19 protein-coding genes are annotated in these 18804 nt (G+C 61.6%); 11 read left to right on the forward strand and 8 right to left on the reverse strand.

All coding sequences use genetic code 11. The features are described 5' to 3' along the window. Nucleotides 1-38: 38 nt before the first annotated feature. From QZM67_RS12580 to urtB, 7 genes are read right to left on the reverse strand one after another with little or no spacing between them, the layout of a single operon-like run. A complete protein-coding gene (locus QZM67_RS12580) occupies nt 39-593 on the reverse strand; it encodes an amino acid synthesis family protein (RefSeq protein WP_301803362.1) in 555 nt (184 codons plus the stop codon). Further along, entirely contained in the window at nt 590-2002 is a 1413-nt protein-coding gene (locus QZM67_RS12585) for an amidase family protein (RefSeq protein ID WP_301803364.1), read from the reverse strand. The genes QZM67_RS12580 and QZM67_RS12585 overlap by 4 nt, the downstream gene beginning before the upstream one ends. 52 nt (nt 2003-2054) lie before the next feature. Beyond that, nucleotides 2055-3233 carry an ABC transporter substrate-binding protein gene (locus tag QZM67_RS12590; protein ID WP_301803791.1) on the reverse strand — a complete coding sequence of 393 codons (1179 nt, stop codon included), beginning with the start codon at nt 3231-3233 and terminating at the stop codon, nt 2055-2057. A gap of 8 nt (nt 3234-3241) precedes the next feature. Continuing rightward, entirely contained in the window at nt 3242-4012 is a 771-nt protein-coding gene (locus QZM67_RS12595) for an ABC transporter ATP-binding protein (RefSeq protein ID WP_301803794.1), read from the reverse strand. Beyond that, the gene (locus QZM67_RS12600; RefSeq protein ID WP_059708329.1) at nt 3999-4733 is read right to left on the reverse strand and encodes an ABC transporter ATP-binding protein; all 735 of its coding nucleotides are present in this window, start codon (nt 4731-4733) and stop codon (nt 3999-4001) included. The genes QZM67_RS12595 and QZM67_RS12600 overlap by 14 nt, the downstream gene beginning before the upstream one ends. Next, the gene (locus QZM67_RS12605; RefSeq protein WP_301803366.1) at nt 4733-5806 is read right to left on the reverse strand and encodes a branched-chain amino acid ABC transporter permease; all 1074 of its coding nucleotides are present in this window, start codon (nt 5804-5806) and stop codon (nt 4733-4735) included. The genes QZM67_RS12600 and QZM67_RS12605 overlap by 1 nt, the downstream gene beginning before the upstream one ends. Nucleotides 5807-5809: 3 nt before the next feature. Further along, nucleotides 5810-6685 (reverse strand): urea ABC transporter permease subunit UrtB, encoded by an 876-nt coding sequence (gene urtB / locus QZM67_RS12610; RefSeq protein WP_301803368.1) that lies wholly within the window; start codon nt 6683-6685, stop codon nt 5810-5812. Between the two features lie 180 nt (nt 6686-6865). Here urtB and QZM67_RS12615 point away from each other — a divergent pair, with 180 nt between their 5' ends. From QZM67_RS12615 to QZM67_RS12625, 3 genes are all read left to right on the forward strand, one after another. Further along, complete coding sequence (locus QZM67_RS12615) at nt 6866-7216, forward strand: helix-turn-helix domain-containing protein (RefSeq protein ID WP_301803371.1); 351 nt, start codon at nt 6866-6868, stop codon at nt 7214-7216. A 64-nt stretch (nt 7217-7280) separates the two neighbouring features. Then, nucleotides 7281-7607 carry a helix-turn-helix transcriptional regulator gene (locus QZM67_RS12620; RefSeq protein ID WP_301803373.1) on the forward strand — a complete coding sequence of 109 codons (327 nt, stop codon included), beginning with the start codon at nt 7281-7283 and terminating at the stop codon, nt 7605-7607. 358 nt (nt 7608-7965) lie between these two features. Beyond that, nucleotides 7966-9390 carry an amidase family protein gene (locus QZM67_RS12625; RefSeq protein WP_301803376.1) on the forward strand — a complete coding sequence of 475 codons (1425 nt, stop codon included), beginning with the start codon at nt 7966-7968 and terminating at the stop codon, nt 9388-9390. 41 nt (nt 9391-9431) lie between these two features. On the opposite strand, the gene QZM67_RS12630 is transcribed toward QZM67_RS12625, so the two are convergent. Continuing rightward, on the reverse strand, nt 9432-10268 hold the full coding sequence (locus QZM67_RS12630; RefSeq protein WP_301803796.1) for a FadR/GntR family transcriptional regulator: 837 nt from the start codon (nt 10266-10268) through the stop codon (nt 9432-9434). A gap of 231 nt (nt 10269-10499) precedes the next feature. Here QZM67_RS12630 and QZM67_RS12635 point away from each other — a divergent pair, with 231 nt between their 5' ends. From QZM67_RS12635 to QZM67_RS12670, 8 genes are all read left to right on the forward strand, one after another. After that, nucleotides 10500-11759, forward strand: coding sequence for an acyl-CoA dehydrogenase family protein (locus tag QZM67_RS12635; protein WP_301803377.1), 1260 nt, complete (start codon nt 10500-10502; stop codon nt 11757-11759). Between the two features lie 32 nt (nt 11760-11791). Continuing rightward, nucleotides 11792-12070: an acyl carrier protein gene (locus QZM67_RS12640; RefSeq protein WP_301803380.1), complete on the forward strand. Its 279-nt coding sequence runs from the start codon at nt 11792-11794 to the stop codon at nt 12068-12070. A gap of 121 nt (nt 12071-12191) precedes the next feature. Beyond that, nucleotides 12192-13091 carry a 3-oxoacyl-[acyl-carrier-protein] synthase III C-terminal domain-containing protein gene (locus QZM67_RS12645; protein ID WP_301803387.1) on the forward strand — a complete coding sequence of 300 codons (900 nt, stop codon included), beginning with the start codon at nt 12192-12194 and terminating at the stop codon, nt 13089-13091. Next, a complete protein-coding gene (locus QZM67_RS12650) occupies nt 13088-14035 on the forward strand; it encodes a 3-oxoacyl-[acyl-carrier-protein] synthase III C-terminal domain-containing protein (protein ID WP_301803390.1) in 948 nt (315 codons plus the stop codon). The genes QZM67_RS12645 and QZM67_RS12650 overlap by 4 nt, the downstream gene beginning before the upstream one ends. 51 nt (nt 14036-14086) lie before the next feature. Next, nucleotides 14087-15706, forward strand: a complete 1620-nt coding sequence (locus QZM67_RS12655) for an acyl-CoA ligase (AMP-forming), exosortase A system-associated (protein ID WP_301803393.1) — start codon at nt 14087-14089, stop codon at nt 15704-15706. Continuing rightward, entirely contained in the window at nt 15703-16911 is a 1209-nt protein-coding gene (locus QZM67_RS12660; RefSeq protein ID WP_301803395.1) for a pyridoxal-dependent decarboxylase, exosortase A system-associated, read from the forward strand. Before QZM67_RS12655 ends, QZM67_RS12660 begins: the two co-directional genes overlap by 4 nt. 28 nt (nt 16912-16939) lie before the next feature. Continuing rightward, nucleotides 16940-18049 (forward strand): acyl-CoA dehydrogenase family protein, encoded by a 1110-nt coding sequence (locus tag QZM67_RS12665; protein ID WP_301803397.1) that lies wholly within the window; start codon nt 16940-16942, stop codon nt 18047-18049. Then, the gene (locus QZM67_RS12670) at nt 18046-18639 is read left to right on the forward strand and encodes a GNAT family N-acetyltransferase (protein WP_301803400.1); all 594 of its coding nucleotides are present in this window, start codon (nt 18046-18048) and stop codon (nt 18637-18639) included. The genes QZM67_RS12665 and QZM67_RS12670 overlap by 4 nt, the downstream gene beginning before the upstream one ends. Nucleotides 18640-18804 lie beyond the last annotated feature (165 nt).

Consider the following 18804-nt stretch of genomic DNA (forward strand, 5'->3'; position numbering starts at 1 on the left):
TGTCTGTGCGTGTCGGGGTGTCGTGGCGTCGCCCTTGTTCAAACCGGACGTACCCGCGCGAGCGGCCGACCGCTGTCGGCCAGCGCGATTGCCACCACGATCTCGTTCGACGCTGGCGCATCGGCGAGCGTGAGCGATACCGCGTCGAAGTGGTCGAAGCTCCACATGTCGGTGGTGCAGTGCAAGGGAATGTCTATGCATGTGCCTGGCGCACCGCGCTTAGTCACCGACGGGATCAACGACGTGGCGCCAGGCAAGCTCTCGCGCATGGCCTTGCCCATGCGGGGATGCAAAAGCGCCGCGGCACACTCGAGCGGTACCGCGCTGCCTACGAGCGCGGCCTTGCCGTAGGCCTGAATTGCCGACGGCGCGACATCCAGCGCCCATCGCGCCCGTCCGGTCAGCAACGTGCCCAGCTCAGCGCCGAGTTCATAGAGCGGCTCGAGCGCCGCGCGTGGAGGGTCCGCGCGCCAGTCGTCGAATTGGAGCACTGCCGCCACCACGACCTGCCGATGTGGCGGGTCGACCGGTACGTGCAGTTCGGCGCGCCGTTCGAGGAGTTGGACGACGATTTTGGTAATGGGAAGATTCATGTCCGCACCTCCGCGCCCTCCGTCTGGCCCTGCATTGCTTCTGTCGGAACCGGAAACGGACCGCGTGCGGATTCGTACGCACGTGCCACACGCAACACCAGCGCATCGCCGCCCGGTGGCCCGATGATCTGTAGGCCCGTCGGCAATCCACCTGGCAAACCACACGGAACACTCGCCGCAGGCAAACCAGTCTGGTTACACCATGACGTCAATGGCGGCGCCATACGCGATTGCTCGCGCCGCCCCTCCGCGAGCGGTGGGGCGCAGTGGAATGTCGGCGTGACCAGCAGGTCGTAGTCTTCAAAGAACGCAGCCATCGCGACCGTGAGCGCGTGGCGCGCCTGAAGCGCATCGACAAAGGTCGAAGTGAGGACGCTATCGCCCGCCTCAGCCAGCGCGCACACATCCGGATCGAGCTGCGGCCGCGCAGCGGGATGAAGCTGCCGGACCCTTTGTGCAAAGAACACGGCCCACTGAATGGCGTGTATGCGGCTCTCCAGATAGCCGTCAAGCGGCTTCACGTCCGTTTCCTCGACCTGTGCCCCGAGTGCCTCGAACAGGCCGACCGCCTGACGGACGCTCAGGGCGATGTCGGGCTCAACCTGTACGCCCGCAGGTGCTGGGCAGTAGGCGATGCGCAAACCGGCGATGCCATCGTCCAGCCCGACGCGCAGATCGGGACAAGCAGAAGCAGGACTTCGCGCATCGCTTCGGTGGGCCATCACGGTCAGCATCAGCGCCGCGTCGCTTACGCAGCGCGCGATCGGGCCAAGCGTCGATAGGTGCGTCCAACTCACCGCCGCGCCGGCTGGCACCCGGTTGAACGACGGTTTCATTCCGACCACCCCGCTCCAGCAGGCTGGGACGCGGATCGAGCCGCCGCCGTCTGTGGCCAGCGACAACGGTCCCATGCCCAGCGCAACCGCTACAGCTGATCCGCCGCTGCTCCCGCCAGACGAGAAACGCCGGTCCCACGGGTTACGGGTAATACCTGTGAGCGGGCTGTCCGTGACGATCTTGTTGCCAAACTCCGAGGTCGTGGTCTTGCCGAACAGCAGCGCGCCGGCCTGCCGCAGCCGTGCGACCGCCGGGGCATCGTCGGCCTCCGGCGCACTGGGTGACGTGAGCGATCCGTATCGAGTGGGCAGTCCGCGCACGGCGACGAGGTCCTTGACCGAGACCGGCACGCCATCCAGCAATCCACATGGCTCCCCGCGCATCCAGCGTCGCTCCGACTCGCGAGCGGCGGCCAGCACGCTGTCCTCATCGAGGCTGCACACGCCGTTGACAAAGGGATTGAAGTGCGCAACCCGGTCCAGCACCGCGCAGATAACCTCGACGGGCGAGAACGCGCGACGCCGGTAGCCGACCATTAGCTGCTCGGCATTCATTTCCAGCACGTCATTCATATGTAATCCTTAATAATTGAGAAAAATTAAAACGTGCTTAATTACCTCATGCCTATCCCTCGCACTGCGGTGGAATCGGTCCGGCCGAATCCAACACCGCGAAACTGTTGTCCGCCAGTGCCCGACCGATGCGGGTTTGGCATAACACATGATCCCCGTCCCGGCTCACACCCGCCGTCCCACGCGGCAGATTCAACGACACGCCAGGCAACGCGGCTTTCACGCGTGCCACGTCGACGCTGCCGGCCGCCTTGACAGCCGCGGCAAATAGGCGAAGTCCGGCATACGTGCACTCACCGTGCGGTAGCACCACGGCCAACTGCCCTAACCGAGGGTCGTGTGGCCCAGCTTCATGCGCCGTGTAGCGCGCGAGAAAGTCCAGGTTCTCCGGGTTGTCGACGCTCACGAAATACGAGGACACGCCGATGATTCCGGTCGACGCGCCGGTGGTTGCAATCGACAGCGACTCGTGCGCGATGTCAGTCACCAGTAGCGGTTTCATGCCGAACGAGCGGTACTGTTTGACGAAGGTGACCGGGTCGTCGCCGATGCTGTGCCAGACGATCTGTGGGCGCTGGCTGGCGATCTGCTGCAGCACCGCACCATAATCGCGCGTACCGAACGGCAACCAATACACGTTGAGAAACTGCCCGCCGTAACGCTTCACCGCTGCCTGCAGTCTGGGCACCAGCACCTTGCGGTTGCTGCCGATGTCCGAGACCACCGCGCACACCGTGCGACCACCCTTGCGCATCAGCCAATCGATCAGTGGATCGATGCGTTGGTTGACAGTCAGGCCCGTAGTAAACAGATTCGGATCGCAGCGCCCCTCGTCGAAGTTCGGGTAGATCACGAGCCGCCCAGCGGACTTGGCGGCCTGCAACGCTGCTTCGCGCTCGGACGGTAGCACCATGCCGGTCAGGACCGCGACCTCATCGCGCATCAACAGTTGCCTGGCCTTCTGCAGCGTCACAGCAGTGGACATCTGGGTATCCTCGACGCTCAGTTGCAACGGGCGTCCCAGCAATCCACCGGCGGCGTTGATTTCGTCGACGGCCAACTGCGCGCAGTTGCGGTTGGTCTCACCCACGCGGGTGAGCGGACCGCTCAGCGGTGCAAGCAAGCCAATCTTGAGCGGCGTGGTGGCCCGTACCAACGATGGCATAGCGGAAGTGGTGAGTGCGCCGACGGCACTGAATAAGGCGGTTCGGGTAAAGGCACGGCGGTTTATCATGTTCTTCATTGGGTGGAGTTCAGGTTGGGATGCGTCGAACGTGGTGAAGAGATTGAGGACGTGTCAGACTCGGCGGCCGGCGACAGGTATTGCGCCAACGGATGAGCCCCCGCGGAACCGCTTCGCGGCTCGATGCGGCCGGCATGGGCAAGTCGCCCGTTCTTGAGCACGATGCAGCGCTGTGCGCTGCGCAGCACGAGATCGAGGTTCTGCTCGACTAGGAGCACGGCGAGCTGCGATCGGCGGCACAACGTTGGGATGACCTCGCCGATCAGCTCGACCAGATTCGGCTGCACACCGTCGGACGGCTCGTCCAGCACCAGCAGTTTCGGCCGACCGCACAGCGCGCGGGCAATCGCGAGCACCTGTTGCTCACCGCCGGACAGCGTGCCTCCATGCTGCGAGAGTCTGGACTTAAGAATAGGGAAATATTCGAACACCTCATCGAGAATCGCCCCACCACCCGCAGCCTGAGTGCCCATCATGAGGTTCTCGCGCACGGTCAGCTTGGGAAAAATCCAGCGCCCCTGAGGAACCAATCCGATGCCGCGTCGGGCGATCGCATGGGTCCGCAAACCGTTGATGGATTGCCCCTGAAACCGCACGTCGCCCGTCACGCGTGGCAGCAAGCCCATGATCGCTTTGACCAGGGTCGTCTTGCCCGCACCATTACAGCCGAGCACGCCAACAACTTCGTTTGGCCCGACGTCGAGGTCGAGTTGATGCAGCACCGCGACGTCGCCATATCCGACAGACAGATTCTCAATGTGTAGCATGACCCGCTCCCTGACCGAGATAGATGCGCCGGATTTCTTCATCGCGCGCGATGTCCGCATAGGAGCCTCGCCGAACGATCTGGCCGCGATGCATGACCCAGGTCTCGCACTGCAGCGCCTCGACAAAGCTCAGGTCGTGCTCAATCGCGAGTACCGCGCAGCGCTCGCGCAGACGGTGAATCAAGCGTACGAGCCGTTGCGCATCGGCGGCCGACAGGCCGGCGGCCGGCTCATCGAGCAAGAGCAACGCGGGTTGGCACATCATCGCCATACCGATCTCCAGCCATTGGCGTTCACCATGCGGCAGGGTCATCGCACATAAGTTGGCCTGATCCGACAGTCCTATCTCGTCCAGAACGGCGTCCGGGTTCGGCATCGGCGTGTCCCGGTACGACGCAACACCGAGGCCTGCGACGACGAGGTTCTCGCGCACGCTCATTGAAAGAAATGTGTTCGTGCCTTGGAACTTGCGAACCACGCCGCGTCGGCAGAATTGGTGCATCGGCCGCCCCGTCATGCGCACGCCGGCTAAATACAACTCTCCGGCCCCCGGCGTGATCGCACCGGACAACAGCCCGACCAAAGTGCTCTTGCCAGCGCCGTTCGGGCCAATCACGCACAGCAGGTCGCGCGAGCCAATCGACACATCGACGTTGTCGACCGCATGAATGCCGCCGAACGCGCGCTGCAACCCTTCACCCTTTATCAGCGGCGTATCCATTACCGGCCTCCTTCAACGCGTTCGGCACGATGTAAGTGGCTACGTCCCCGTCGAATTCGATCGATCCGACGTGCCCCGGCGATCAAGCCCCCGAGTCGTACGCCGTTGGGCAAGAACAGCACGCAGCAGAGAAACAATGCGCCGAGCAGAAGCGGCCATCCGTCAGTAGTTGCGCTCGATACCGTTTGCTTGAGCAGCGTCAACCCAACGGCGGCGAGCACCGGACCACCGAGCGTGCCTTTACCGCCGATCGCCCCCCATAGAATGACTTCGGTCGCCAGCACCGGCGAAAACACATCGGGCGCCACTACCCCCGAACAAGCGGCCATCAGCGTTCCTGCGATAGCGGCAAGTCCGGCCGATGCAACGAACACCAGCAAAAGGTGCCCGGACGTGTGATAGCCGCACGCCTTTGCGCGCCATTCGTTCGTCGCGATCGCGGCCAAGACTTTGCCGTACCGGCTGCGGCATACGAGCCAGGTCGCGACGAGCAGCACGGCAAGCACGGTCACGACCGCATACCAGGACCCGCGCGGTCCGCTCAAATCGAGCGTCCGCCCGACCGGTGAGAAGGACAATCCCGGAATGCCGAGCAGGCCCGTGTCACCGCCCGTGACCGACTGCCAGCTTGTCGCCAGTTGCTGGACGACAATCAGCACGGCCATGCTGATGATGGCGAAAAAGTGCAACCGCACACCGGCGAACAACAGGAAATATCCCAACACGGCCGCGACGACCACGGCACAGACCAGTCCCACGATCACGCCGACGGCGGACGTCTGTCCATATTGCACGGTAGCGATTGCGAAACCGTAAGCGCCGAGCCCGAAGAAAGTCGTGTGTCCGAGCGTGAGCACACCGGCCCTGCCCCACAACAGGTCGTAGCTCAGTGCCAGCAGTCCCATGATCAGCGCATCCCGCACGGTCGAAAGCAAATAGCTCCCCAGGCAAAACGGCAAGACCAATGCGGCCGCAACAATCGCGGCGCCGATTGCCATCGGAGAGATGTCTTCGATACCGATCGCTGGCTGAAACAGCCAGCGGCGCGCACTCGCAAGAAGTTGTCGGAGCATGATTCAACCTTTACCGTGGAGCTGATGAGCGGCGCTGAAACCGGGCAACAGGCCTTGTGGCCGGAAACGGATCAGAACGATGGACAGGACCAGCACGATCGCCGAGGCGAGTGACGGATCCACGCGATAGCTGAGCAGCGTTTCAGCCGTGCCGACGAAGGCGCTACCCAGCAGACTGCCGGCGATCGAACCGATACCGCCCAACACGATCACGAAGAACGCCTTGGCCAGATAGGCGACGCCAAGGTGGGACTCCACCGATATCATCGGCGCGACAAGTACGCCGGCCAGCGATGCGAGTGCGGCACCGCCACAGAACGCCAGCCGGTTCAGCCGTCGCGTGTCGATACCGACTGCCTCTGCCATCGCTGGATGCTGGATCACCGCACGCAGCTGAGTTCCGAAGCGCGTATAGGCAAATAGCAGCCAGCAACCGGTCGTCACCACCGCTGCAACGCCAATCACGAACAGCCGATACGCCGGATAGCTGCCCCCCGGCACGGGAATCGCCCCATCTATGGGCGCGTACACCAACATCGGATGTGTGCCGAAAATCAGTTCGAGGGCTTTCTGGACGATCAAGCTGATCGCGTACGTCGCGAGCAATGTGTCGAGCGGACGGTCGTAGAGCAGTCGGATCACGAGGCGCTCAAGGAACCACCCGAGCACTGCACCAACCACCGGCGCCACAAACACCGCGAGCCAGAACGCATGTGTGCCGCCCAACGATTGCGCCACTGCCAACGTGTAGGCCCCAATCGTCACCCATTCCGCGTGTGCGAGGTTCACGATGTCCATCAAACCAAAGATGATCGCGAGACCCAGCGCGACTAGCGCGAGGATGCTCACGTAGCTGAGGATGTTCAAGATTGTCGCCATCGTCAAAAGTCCGTCATGTCATGTCCGCCATTCCAATCCTGTCCAACTCGAGAAGCTGCGGAGGCTCGTTTCACCAAGCGGAAAAGTCATCACTTCGCCGCCATCAGACTAAGACATTCTTAGTTTTTAGGCTAAGAGATACTTAGTAAAAATCCTGCAATAACTAAAGAAACTCTTAGGATGCCTCGGCCCTCATCGACATCCTCTGCTTTCCCCAAGCGCCTGAAACAGGCCCGTCTGCACTCGCGCCTCACCCAGGAGCAACTTGGGATCGCAGCGGGTATCGACGAATTCTCCGCAAGCGCGCGCGTGAACCAATACGAAAGCGGAAAGCACACACCCAAGCTGCAGATGGGGCAACGGCTGGCCAGTGCACTGCAGGTTCCGACCAGTTACCTATACGAAGAAGACGACCTGCTCGCAAGCCTTCTCGCAACTGCTGCAAGGTTACCTCGCGAAAAGAGAAAGGCCCTCCTCAAGAGCGCTGAAGCGTTGACGCAGACTATCGGCCTGACCTCCAATACCAAGTAGTTTTTAGCCTGCAGACTAAGAGTTACTTAGTAAAAACGGCACGCCTTTCCCGGACACTCCGTGAATGTCCAGCGATGCCACCTCTCCCTCCGTGTTTCCCAAGCGCCTGAAACAGGCTCGATTACGCTCGGGCCTTACACAGGAACAGCTCGGCATTCAGGCGGGCATCGACGAATTTTCCGCCAGCGCCCGCGTCAATCAGTACGAAAAGGGCAAACATACGCCCACGCTTCAAACCAGCCAACGTCTGGCGCGCGCGATGCTCGTTCCCACCAGCTTCCTCTATGAGGACGACGACCTGCTCGCAAACCTTCTTGCCATCGCCGGCCGACTGAGCAAGGAAAAGAAAAGAGCACTCATTGCGAGCGCGGAAGCACTCGCGCAGGAATAGCGCTCAAAGTCGCTCCTCACCGGGCGCATCACAGCACCCTCGGTGTCGGCAACGACACCACATACCCTCTCAACGCCCCCAGTTCTCTCGAGCAAACGACGCGTCGCCGATTTCGGTGACTGGACACCTTGCGCCCCGAAATACGCGGCATGTCACGAATTCTGCGTCTCCGCTGCGGATCACGCTTGGCGCACTACCTATTTATTATCATTAAATCTACGCTCGTCACGGTCACTCGTCAACGTGCCCTATCCAAGCGTTTACCCGGCAAATCTCCTTCTAGCGTGATGCCCCGCAGCTTGACAAACGCGGCCGGTCACACTTACCGTTAGTTTATTATAATTAATTGGAGGATGGCATGGGAATCGACCTGTGTGAACTGACTGCGTGGGAACTTAGCGGGCTGTATGCGAACGGACGGATGTCGCCCGTCGATGTGATGAAGACCATCTTGGAACGGATCCAGTCATTGGATTCGACGGTCAACGCATTCTGCCAAGTCGCCGATGAGGCTCTCGAATTGGCGCGGGCGTCCGAGGCGCGCTGGCAACGTGGCGCGCCCCTCAGCCAACTCGACGGCGTCCCGGTCAGCATCAAGGACAACATCGCCGTTGCCGGACTCCCCACGCGATACGGGTCGCGGGCAACGATGCCTGAAGCCGCCGCATCGGACAGTCCCAGCGTGGCGCGCCTACGTGAAGCGGGGGCAATCTGCTTTGGCAAAACGACCATGCCGGATTTCGCACACAAGATCGTCACCGACAGTCCCCTCACCGGCACCACGCGCAATCCATGGGACCGCTCGCGTACGCCGGGTGGCAGCAGCGGAGGTGCGGCCGTCGCCGTTGCGCTCGGAATGGGCCCGGTGGCCATCGGCACGGACGGCGGCGGATCCATTCGCATCCCAGCCTCCTTCACCGGCGTCTTCGGATTCAAGCCCAGTTTTGGGCGAGTACCCCACGCACCTCGCGGTCCCTTCGGTCTGCTCAGTCATGTCGGCCCGATGACACGTTGCGTCGAGGATGCCGCGCAGATCCTAACGATCATCACCCGCCCGGACAGCCGCGACTGGTACGCTTTACCGTTCGAGGGAGCAGACTATGCGCGCGGGCTGTCATGCCTTCCCGTTCCGGGCGGTATTCGTATTGCGTGCAGTCCCACGCTCGGATTGCCTGTCATCGCCGAGGCTGAAATCCACGATGCCGTGGTACGAACTGCAGCGATGTTTCGCGAACTTGGAGCACTCGTTCACATCGCCGATCCGCCTGGCGTCGCGCAGTGCAATGCGGTCCACACAACACTTTGGCGTGCATGCTGCCGTCAGCTCACGGACGGCATGACCGACAGGTGGGCCGAACTCGACCCGTCGCTGCAGGCATACGCGCAAGCCGGCAACGGCATCTCGCGGGGGGAGCTATTGGGCGCGCTGATCGAACGGGGAGAGTTGGGCGCCGCCGTCAATGCGTTTTTCGAGCGGCACGATCTCCTCATCTGCCCGGTATATCCCGACGTGGCCCCGTCACTTGCCGAAGTGAGTTCAAGCACAGCCTTGTTTCCGCATTTCACGGCATGGTGCAATCAGCTGGGACTGCCGGCGGCAAGCCTCTATGCCGGGATGACTGCCACGCGCCTGCCCGTCGGCATCCAGATTGTAGGCAGTCGCCATGCCGATGCGTTGGTGTTGTGGGCGAGTCATATGCTCGAACGCGCATTTGGGCGCGCCCCGTTCGCCGAGCTGACACGCGAGCTCTTCGCCTCCGCGGCCGGCGCAACCCCTGCCTAATGAGCTAAGAGCAGAAGTCGACCGGATCCGGTCTGAATGCTTTAGCCGGCATCACGATCGGAATCCAGGTCCAACTCTGAATCCAGCACCAGCTTCTGCTGCAGCGCAGCGTGCACTGTGCGCAACTGCGAATGCGCTTCGTCCATGTGCGCCGTCATGAGTTGCGCGACTGCGTCGGCATCCCGACGTCGCGCGGCGTCCAGTATCGCGCGGTGCGCGGCAACCGTGTGCCGCCCGAATGCCTGGTAGTCCTGCTGCGTCACGTTCCCCGCCACGATCACGAGCGTGTGCAGCATCTGGTTGATGATCTGGCATAGGCTACGCAGAAACGCATTCGGATGTGCTGCAGCCAGTACATCGTGGAAATGGATATCCTCATGGCGCTGGTCGAGCGCCTCGGCGTGACGTGCTTCGAACGGCTCGCAAACGGACACACTGCGCTCGAGCGCTTCGAAATCCGCGTCGCTCAGATGAGGAACCGCACCCGCCGCCACCATGGGTTCCAGCGTGCGGCGTACCGCATAAATGTCCTCGAGCGTGACGCTCTCGAAAAACAGATAGTTCTGCAGCGACTGGAATGCTCGGGCCAGTGGTACGCGCGTAATCGTCGCGCCGCCATCCGGCCCGGTACTCAGTCTCACGAGCCCTTGCATCTCCAGCGCCTTGAGCGCATCGCGCATCGAACCCCGGCTGACGTTGAACATCTGCTGAAGCTCGGCCTCCTTGTTCAAGCGCTTTCCTGGCCGTGCCTGCCCGTCGTTAATCCAACGCTTGATCTGCTCGGCCACTTGGTCGCCGCGCTTGATTGCGCGCGAACCTCGTTTATCCGGCTGCGCCGGCGACATCTTCTTTTCGGTTGTCGGTTTTCGCCCTGCCATATCGGTCACGTCCGTCGTTGGCCATTCACTGCTGTATCCCGGCGTCATTATCAGGCATCCGCGCCCGACACGGCCAGATTTCCAGCTCCATACAAGGCTCCCTCCCAACGTTAGGAGTAGCCGGGATGGTGACCAGGACCTACGCTGCAATCCGAACACCATACGCCGAGTACCCATCATTTCCCTGCATGTCGGTCACTCGATGTCGGTTGCCATCAGGAGAAATCCCTCATGTCACAGTCGGTGAAGTCGTCTCAGATGCAATCCACGCTTGCGACCATCCGGGCCAAGCTCTCGGCCGACGGGCTGGAACTGGATCAGCTTGCTGCGCGCATGCGTTTGCACGGCCCCGAAGCCGACCGGACACGGCAGATTCCAGATGCAGTTTGTGCACCCTCGGACGTAACTGCGCTGAACTTGAATCTCGTTCCGGCCGCGTACGGCGGTTGCATAGACGTGCAATCACTGATGTCGCGCACCACACTCATGGAATATCTCGGGTACGCCGACGCGGCGCTAGCGCTTGCGCTGCCCGGCCCTGGCCTTGCAATGCCGCCCGTCCTCGCACTCGGCAGCGGCGAGCAACAGACCCGCTTCTTCAAACGATTTCGCAGCGACACACCGCGCTGGGGTGCGTTTGCCATTACGGAGCCCGACTGCGGCTCGGATGCGACCGCGATGCGGACCACCGCTCGCAAGACGGCACGCGGCTGGGTGCTGAACGGTACCAAGTGCTTCATCACCAACGGCGCACGCGCGGACGACGTGATCACGTTCGCCACCATGAATCGGCACGCTGGTCGTTTCGGCGTTCGAGCGTTCCACGTCGATCGCAATATCCCGGGCTTCTCTGTCGATCGCATCGAGAAAATGGTCGGCCTGCGCGCGAGTCAGCTTGCGGTTCTCTCTTACACCGATTGCGAGGTACCTGACGACGCGCTTCTCAGACGCGGTGACGAAAAGCCCCTCAACGACGCGTTTTCGGGCGCACAACACGCATGGGACTACTTCCGCCCCCTACTTTCCGCGGTCATGGTCGGCGCATGTCGACGAGTACGCGACGATCTCGCGGCCTACTTCGAAGCCGGCGGGCATCCAGTGAATCAACGCCAGCGCTCTATCAATGTGAACGAGGCCCTGCTCGACATCGATCGGCAAATCACTACGGCCCAGTTGCTCTGCCGACACGCGGCGTGGAAAACCGATCAAGGAATCGCGACTTCCATGGACTCGTCAATGGCCAAGGCATATGCATCACAAGTAGCCGCCCGCATCACCAGGACAGCGATCGATCTCGCCGGCCTTGATGGTACCGCTGCCTTTCCGTCGCTCGAGCAAAGCTATCGTGATGCAAAGGCGTTCGACATCATGGAAGGCACCGGGGACCTACAGCGACTCATGATTGCTCGCTCCGCGCTCCGCTCGACATCTCTTCCCTGGGAGGCCATCTCTGCCGCGTCGCACCGCTCTACAGAAGCGCCCCATTCCTGAACCCGTTCGAAATTTCGCACTGGAGATCGTTCATGGCAACCCGTCCCGCTTCCCCCAGTTCCGCCAGCGTGTCCGAGACAGTAAAAACCTGCTTGCTATCGGTACTTGGCAGCACCCTAAGCACCGATCTCATCGTAGACGACACCAACCTCTTCGACGTCGGCGTGGATTCAATGAATATGACGGACTTGCTGCTGCAACTCGAACAGCGCTTCGGCTTCACGCTGGCCCCCGAGGATCTATCCGCCGATTTGTTCCTGCGTTTCGGCAATCTCGTCGCGTTCGTCGAATCCCATGCGTCCTTCGGCTAATTTCACTGGCGTCGAGCCGCGCATTGTCGCCACGGCACGATATATCCCATCGCCAAGTGTCTCGTCCGATGCACATCTCGAACCGTTCCTGGTTTCAGGTGGGTCCGCACGTGAGGACGTGATGCAAGCCGTGTATGCCGATACGCTGCGGTGGCGCGACAGCGGTGCCCCATTCGGCGTAGCCGGTATTCCATTGCCGCAAGCATCCCTGGCTACGGATAACCGGGTCGCAGTGGAATCTGACCTGACATTGTCCGACATGGCACTTGCCACGGTGCGAGCGCTGCTTGATTCATCGCCTCAGAACATTACGTGCCCGCTCGATCAGTTCATCGTATGCACAACGAGCTTCGAGCATGATCTAGCATTATCGTGTGCCTGCCGTCTCCACAGCGAACTCGGATCAAGCCACGCCCCGCTCGCGGTCGGTCAGCTTCAGGGCGTATCGTTCCTGATGGCGTTGGAAATTGCCGTGGCGATGATGGCCGCTGACATCCGGCTAAATACCGTCGTGATTGTCGCTGCAGAACGCTGGCGCCGACCGTTCTCACGTCGGATCGGTGCACTGATCGACATGGGTGACGGGGCCGCTGCCGTACTGATCGCGAGACACCCCGGCCCGGGATGGCGCGTGAGCGGGCTCACCGTACGGACGCCCCGAATCCCGCCTCTCGCTAGTGAGCGCGAACCCGTCTACACATCAACGCTCACGGACGTCATTAGCGAGACGTGCGCAAGCGCGGGTTTGCAACCTGCCAATGTCGACTGGATACTTCCGGCACCAATCGACACTCATCTGGCTCGCGCAATCCACACGCGCTGTGGATTGCGGCCCGAACGTGCCTGCCACATACGCATGGACGCGCCCGGCCATTTCTGCGCAGCCGACACGCCCGCGCGACTCGACGCGCTGCTGCAATCGATCAACCCTAACGAGGGGCAACATGCCCTCGTTTGGTCTGCCGGTTTTCAAGGGCAGGCCGGTTGCGCTCTCCTTGAATTTCGTCGAGGTGGATCATGATTGCCTCGCAACAAGATAGCTCCCTTGCGCTGTCTGGCATCGCGTTCAGCCTGCCAGATCGGACTGTGGATGCACATCGCTGGGCCCAGCGCTGTGGTCAGCCGTCGACTCGCGCGCGTGCGCTGATCGAAAACGGCGTAACGCAGTTCCACGACGCGGCTGGCGAATCGCCCGTGACACTTGCCGTCGACGCTATATCGTCCCTGCTGCGCGACACCAGAATAGCGCCTGAAACGATCGATGCGTTCGTGTATACGCACACGATTCAGACCAGCGTTATCGCGCCACCAGCAAGTACCGCCCAACAGATTCAGTCCCAAACGGATCTGAACCGTGCGCTGGCATTTTCAGTCACGCAGCAGCACTGCGTCTCGCCAATGGCCGCGATCCGTGTGTTGCAGGCGCTCACCATGCGACGGCCCTCCATCCGGCGCGCAATTGTGGTCTGCGCCGATGTGATCGGATCCCACTGCGACCGACTGCGAGCAATCCAGGATCTTGCCCTCCATAGCGACGGTGCTTGTGCGCTATTGCTCGAACGAGGCGCTCATCGAAACGCCATTGCGGGCCTGCACGTGTACACAGACGGACGATCCTTCCGCGGCACCGACGAGGATCTGCAGCCGGTTCCCGACGACCGGTACTACTGGTCTGCATTCACGACCATGCGGGCCGCCATTCAACAAGCCGGCATCACTACACGCGAGATTACCCATGTACTGCCTCATCACGCCAATCTTCCGGGCTGGTTCAGGCTGATGACAATGCTTTCCATTCCTCGTGAGCGACTTTTCACGGCGAACTTTGCGCCAATCGGTCACGTCTTTGGCGCGGACCCCTTCATTAACTTCCAGACATGTTCGAACCGGGAACCGGGTGGCTGGTCGCTGCTGTTCTCGTGTGGCCTCGCTGGCTGTTTCGGTGCCATGGTGGTCCGCCACTGATCACTCGAACGATTTCCCTTTCAACGCTCGACATTCGATCCGGATACCATCATGAGAAACGTCCTCGACCTCGTGCAAGCCGCTGCAAACCGCACACCTGACGCGGAAGCTCTCGTCTGCGGCTCCGCTCGCGTAACCTATCAGGACTTGGTTCACCGTGCGCGAGGCCTGGGCAATGCGCTCTACGCGCGTGGATTCACGGCCGGCGCGCGCATTGCGATCTATCTGGACAAGCGTGTCGAAACCGTCGTGTCGATGCTTGGTGCCGCTGCCGCGCAATGCGTGTTCGTTCCTATCAATCCGCTCCTCAAACCCCAGCAGGTCGCTCACATCCTGCTCGACTCCGGTGCCGATTGCCTGATTACCAGCGCGCTACGCGCGCGGGTCCTTGACGAACACGGTCTTACCGGCATTTCCAACACAATCATCGTGGACGATGCTGACTCCGCAAGCCGACATCTCCGAACAACAACGCACATTCAAAGCTGGCCCGAGTCCGCAAGCGGAAATCGCACGGAGCGCGATAGTGAAAATCCACCACAATCACCGGCGTCGGCTAATGTCGACACGGATCTGGCCGCCATTCTCTACACATCAGGCTCGACTGGAGTGCCGAAAGGCGTGATGCTGAGCCACCGCAACCTGCTCGAAGGTGCCTGGAGCGTTGCTCACTATCTGAACAACGTCTCATCCGATCGAATCCTCGCCGCCCTGCCGCTCAGTTTCGATGCTGGCCTGAGTCAGCTCACATCTACCTGGGCGGCGGGAGCCACCGCCGTGCTCATCAACTATCTGGCACCGCAAGACGTCATCGATGCCTGCGCGAGCGAACGCATTACGGCGATCACGGGCGTACCGCCCTTGTGGATGCAACTGGCCCGTGCGGCCTGGCCCGAAACGGCACGCCGGAAGCTGCGCTACTTCGCGAATACCGGCGGCAGGCTGCCGACGCCCGTCTTGCAGCAACTCCGGGCATTGTTTCCGCAGGCAAAACCCTATCTAATGTATGGCCTGACCGAGGCATTTCGCTCCACGTTTCTCGACCCCTCAGAGGTCGATAGTCGCCCCGATTCCATCGGGAAAGCCGTACCTAACGCCCGAATTCTGGTCGTTCGCGATGACGGCTCACCTTGCGGACCGGACGAAACCGGAGAACTCGTCCATGTCGGAGCCTGCGTCACGCTCGGTTATTGGAATGACGCGGCACGCACAGCCCAGCGCTATCGACCTTCGCCCGAGCTGAAACCCGGTGGCGCGCCGCGAGATCGTGCTGTCTGGTCAGGTGATCTGGTACGGCGAGATGCGGAAGGATTCCTGTACTTCGTCGCACGCAACGACGCCCAAATCAAGAGTTCTGGTTATCGCATCAGCCCGGAAGAGATCGAAGAAGTCGTTCACGACAGCGGTCTAGTCACGGAAGCGGTTGCCTTCGGCATCGCTGACGATGAACTCGGCGAAGCTATCGTCCTGTTGGTCGTGCCGGCCGCCACTGGCTTCGATGCTCAAACGCTTCAGGCCTGGTGTGTGGAACATCTGCCGCGCTACATGGTGCCGCATCGCATCGTGGTTCGCGAGACGGTTCCACGCAACCCCAATGGGAAATTCGATCGAGCCGCATTGCGCGCCGCCTTCGCCAGTCCTGACGCCACCTCCGAAGTGAGGCAATCATGAACGCGCTGTTTGGCGAGCGTGAAGGCGTCCTCACCGTCGGCGGCGTCGAGATCAATCGCCTGGCGGATCGCGCAGGGCGCACACCATTCTTCGCCTATGATCGCGCAACGCTCGACGAACATGTATGCACGCTGCGCGATACGCTGCCAGCCGGTATCGACCTGCATTACTCGATCAAGGCCAACCCAATGCCCGCGGTCGTCCATCACCTCGCGCCACAGATGGACGGATTCGACGTGGCATCGGCCAACGAGATGGAACTTGCGCTGAATGCGGGCATGCCCGCAGAACTGATTGGCTTCGCCGGCCCCGGAAAGAGTCGCGACGACTTGCGTCGCGCCGTCGCAAGCGGGGTCAACATTCACCTCGAATCGGTTACTCAGCTGCACCTCGTGACAGCCCTTGGCTGGGAGCTCGGCGTTCAGCCCAAGGTCGCCATTCGAGTCAACCCGGACTTTCACGTCGATCACAGCGGCATGCGCATGGGTGGGGGGGGCACTCCTTTTGGGCTCGATGCCGAGCAGGTGCCCGAGCTACTGCGCGAGCTCGATGCGAGAGAAGTGGCGTTGACCGGTTTTCACATTTTTTGGGGATCCCAGTGTCTGCACGCCCCGACCGTCATCAAGGCTCAACGGAAAAGCGCGGATCTCGCCGTGAGATTGGCCGCTGGCCTGTCGCTCGCTCCGCAATACGTGAACTTCGGAGGCGGTTTCGGCATCCCCTATTTCGCCGGGGAAACACCACTTGACCTCGCCGCGGTCACCGACGCCATGCACGATTGGCTCGGCGTATTCCGCGGTCGCTTACCGGACACACGCACGGTCCTGGAATTTGGACGATATCTGGTCGGGGAAGCCGGCATCTACGTGTGCCGCGTCATCGATCGCAAGGTTTCCCGAAACCGAACGTTCCTGATCACCGATGGTGGCCTGCACCACCACCTGGCTGCATCCGGAAACTTCGGGCAGATCCTGCGCCGCAATTTTCCAGTCGCCATCGGGAATCGCCAGACACAAGCCCCTACGGAGCGTTGCCACATCGTCGGATGCCTGTGCACGCCGCTCGACCGGATCGCCGACGACGTGCTGCTTCCCGAAGCGCGCATTGGAGACTTTGTGGTCGTCTTCCAATCGGGTGCGTATGGACGCTCGGCCAGCCCTAGGGACTTTCTCGGCCACCCTGACGCGATCGAGATGCTCGTCTGACCACCCTCGTTCTTTGTGGAGGATTGTGATGTTCTCCCCTGATTCCTTCCCGCCGGGGCCAGCTCCGGCACCGTGGGCACTGACCGCTGATCAACGCAACCTCTATATCGCGAGCCAACGGTTCGCGCGCGACCGACTGGAACCCTTGCTTGCCGGTTCACCCAGCGTAGCAGCGTGGCAAGAAACCGTCAGACTCGCTGCCGCAACACTTGATCTTGGTGCAATGGTTTTACCCGAGGAAGCCGGCGGCCTGGGAATCGATCGACACGGTCTGGCACTTGTTGTCGAAGCGCTCGCCGCTGGACCGCTCGAGCGTGCGTTGGAATTGACGCTGACAGCACCCGCGCTCATGGTACTCCGGACGCACAATGCGCTCGGTCCGGTTCTGGCTCGGCCTGTTCAGGCGTATTTCGATGGCACAACAGCGATCGCGTTGTCCGTGCCGGGCATCCAAAACGCAACAATATGGCAACTTGGTCCACTGGGCGGCGCGGTGACCCTCACCATGCGGTTAGATGACAAGCGGCGCCTCCTCCTCACCGAGCGCCCACATGATCGGCGATCTTCGAGATCGACAGGCATCGCCACGCTCGGCGCCCTTGTATTGGAGCAATTGCATTATGACGAGGCCGCGGCCGAAACGCCGCTCGCCGTGATTGCGCGGGCCGACAGCGATAGCGTTCCTCCCGCGCAAACGTACATGACGGAAATCGGCCTCTATCTCGCTGCGCTCTTGACGGGCGCCATGCAACATAGCGTCCGATTCGCGTTCGATTACGCGGCAACTCGGCAAGCGTTCCGAAAGCCGTTGTCAAACCATCAACTCGTCGCGGCGCGATTATCCGATATGCTGATCGCCGCCCATGGCACCCATCTTTTTCTACAAGCGGTCAGTGCGACCCGCCCGTCGGCGCCGGTCTTGCTGATTCGTCAGTTACTGCGACACGTCGCGGCCGAGTCGGTCAACGTCAGTCGTGAATTCGTGCAGCTTTGCGGCGGTCACGGTTATGTTGAAGGCCTCCCGCCGGCAGCCCGCTTCCAGACGGGCCACTGGTTTGCCTTCCTGCTACAGCGCATCGACACAGCGCTCGGCTGGCTCGCGGAGCCGCGGGTCGCGAATAAGGAGGTCGACGGATGAGTGGTTGCGCCCCTACGGACGGCACGCTTCAGCCCTCGGTGGACAATGCTGCAACGCATGTAACGTCCTCCACGTGCTGGTTACGCGAACCAGAGTCGAATGACATCGACGACATCGTCGCGTGGCTCGCGCAGCCGACCATCAGTCGATGGTTCGACTTCGGGCTCGGCCGCCAAGCCCTGCCCGCATTGGCGGTACAAGCGATGGTCCATAGCAGACAGCATCGAATACGCGTGTTCGGTTCGGCTGGCTATCCGGTATCGAGCGGTGTGGTCGCCGTCAGTGATGTCACCCATCGCTTCGCGACAGGCTCATTCTGGATCCTTCGCGACCGGTTGCGGCCAGCCTGCGTCAATATGGCTTACAACGCCGCCACGTACCTCCTTCATGAAGCGTTCGTCCGTGATCGGCTGCGGTGCATCACCGCATGGGCTGTCGACTGCAATGTTCCGTCGCAACGTCTGCTCGCGCGTTTGGGTTTTCGTCTGATCGGACTGCAACGAGACTGTCATCTCGTCGATGGTACTCGCGTCGGGCGGCTCCTTTACGACCTGCTGCCCGAGGACCTCGTGCTACCACGCGCGCCATGAATGCACCCGTGATCACGGCACTTGCCAGCTATGTGCCGCGCACAGTCGCTGTACATCGTGAGTGCGGAATCGAGCCAACGCTCGGTGCTCCGATACGGTCCGGTTGGCACGTTTGGGTCGCGTCGTGGCAAGCGGATTACGCCCCCCACCCCACAAGGAAGGCAG

The sequence above is a fragment of the Burkholderia sp. AU45251 genome, assembly GCF_030482905.1.
GTDB lineage: Bacteria > Pseudomonadota > Gammaproteobacteria > Burkholderiales > Burkholderiaceae > Burkholderia > Burkholderia aenigmatica.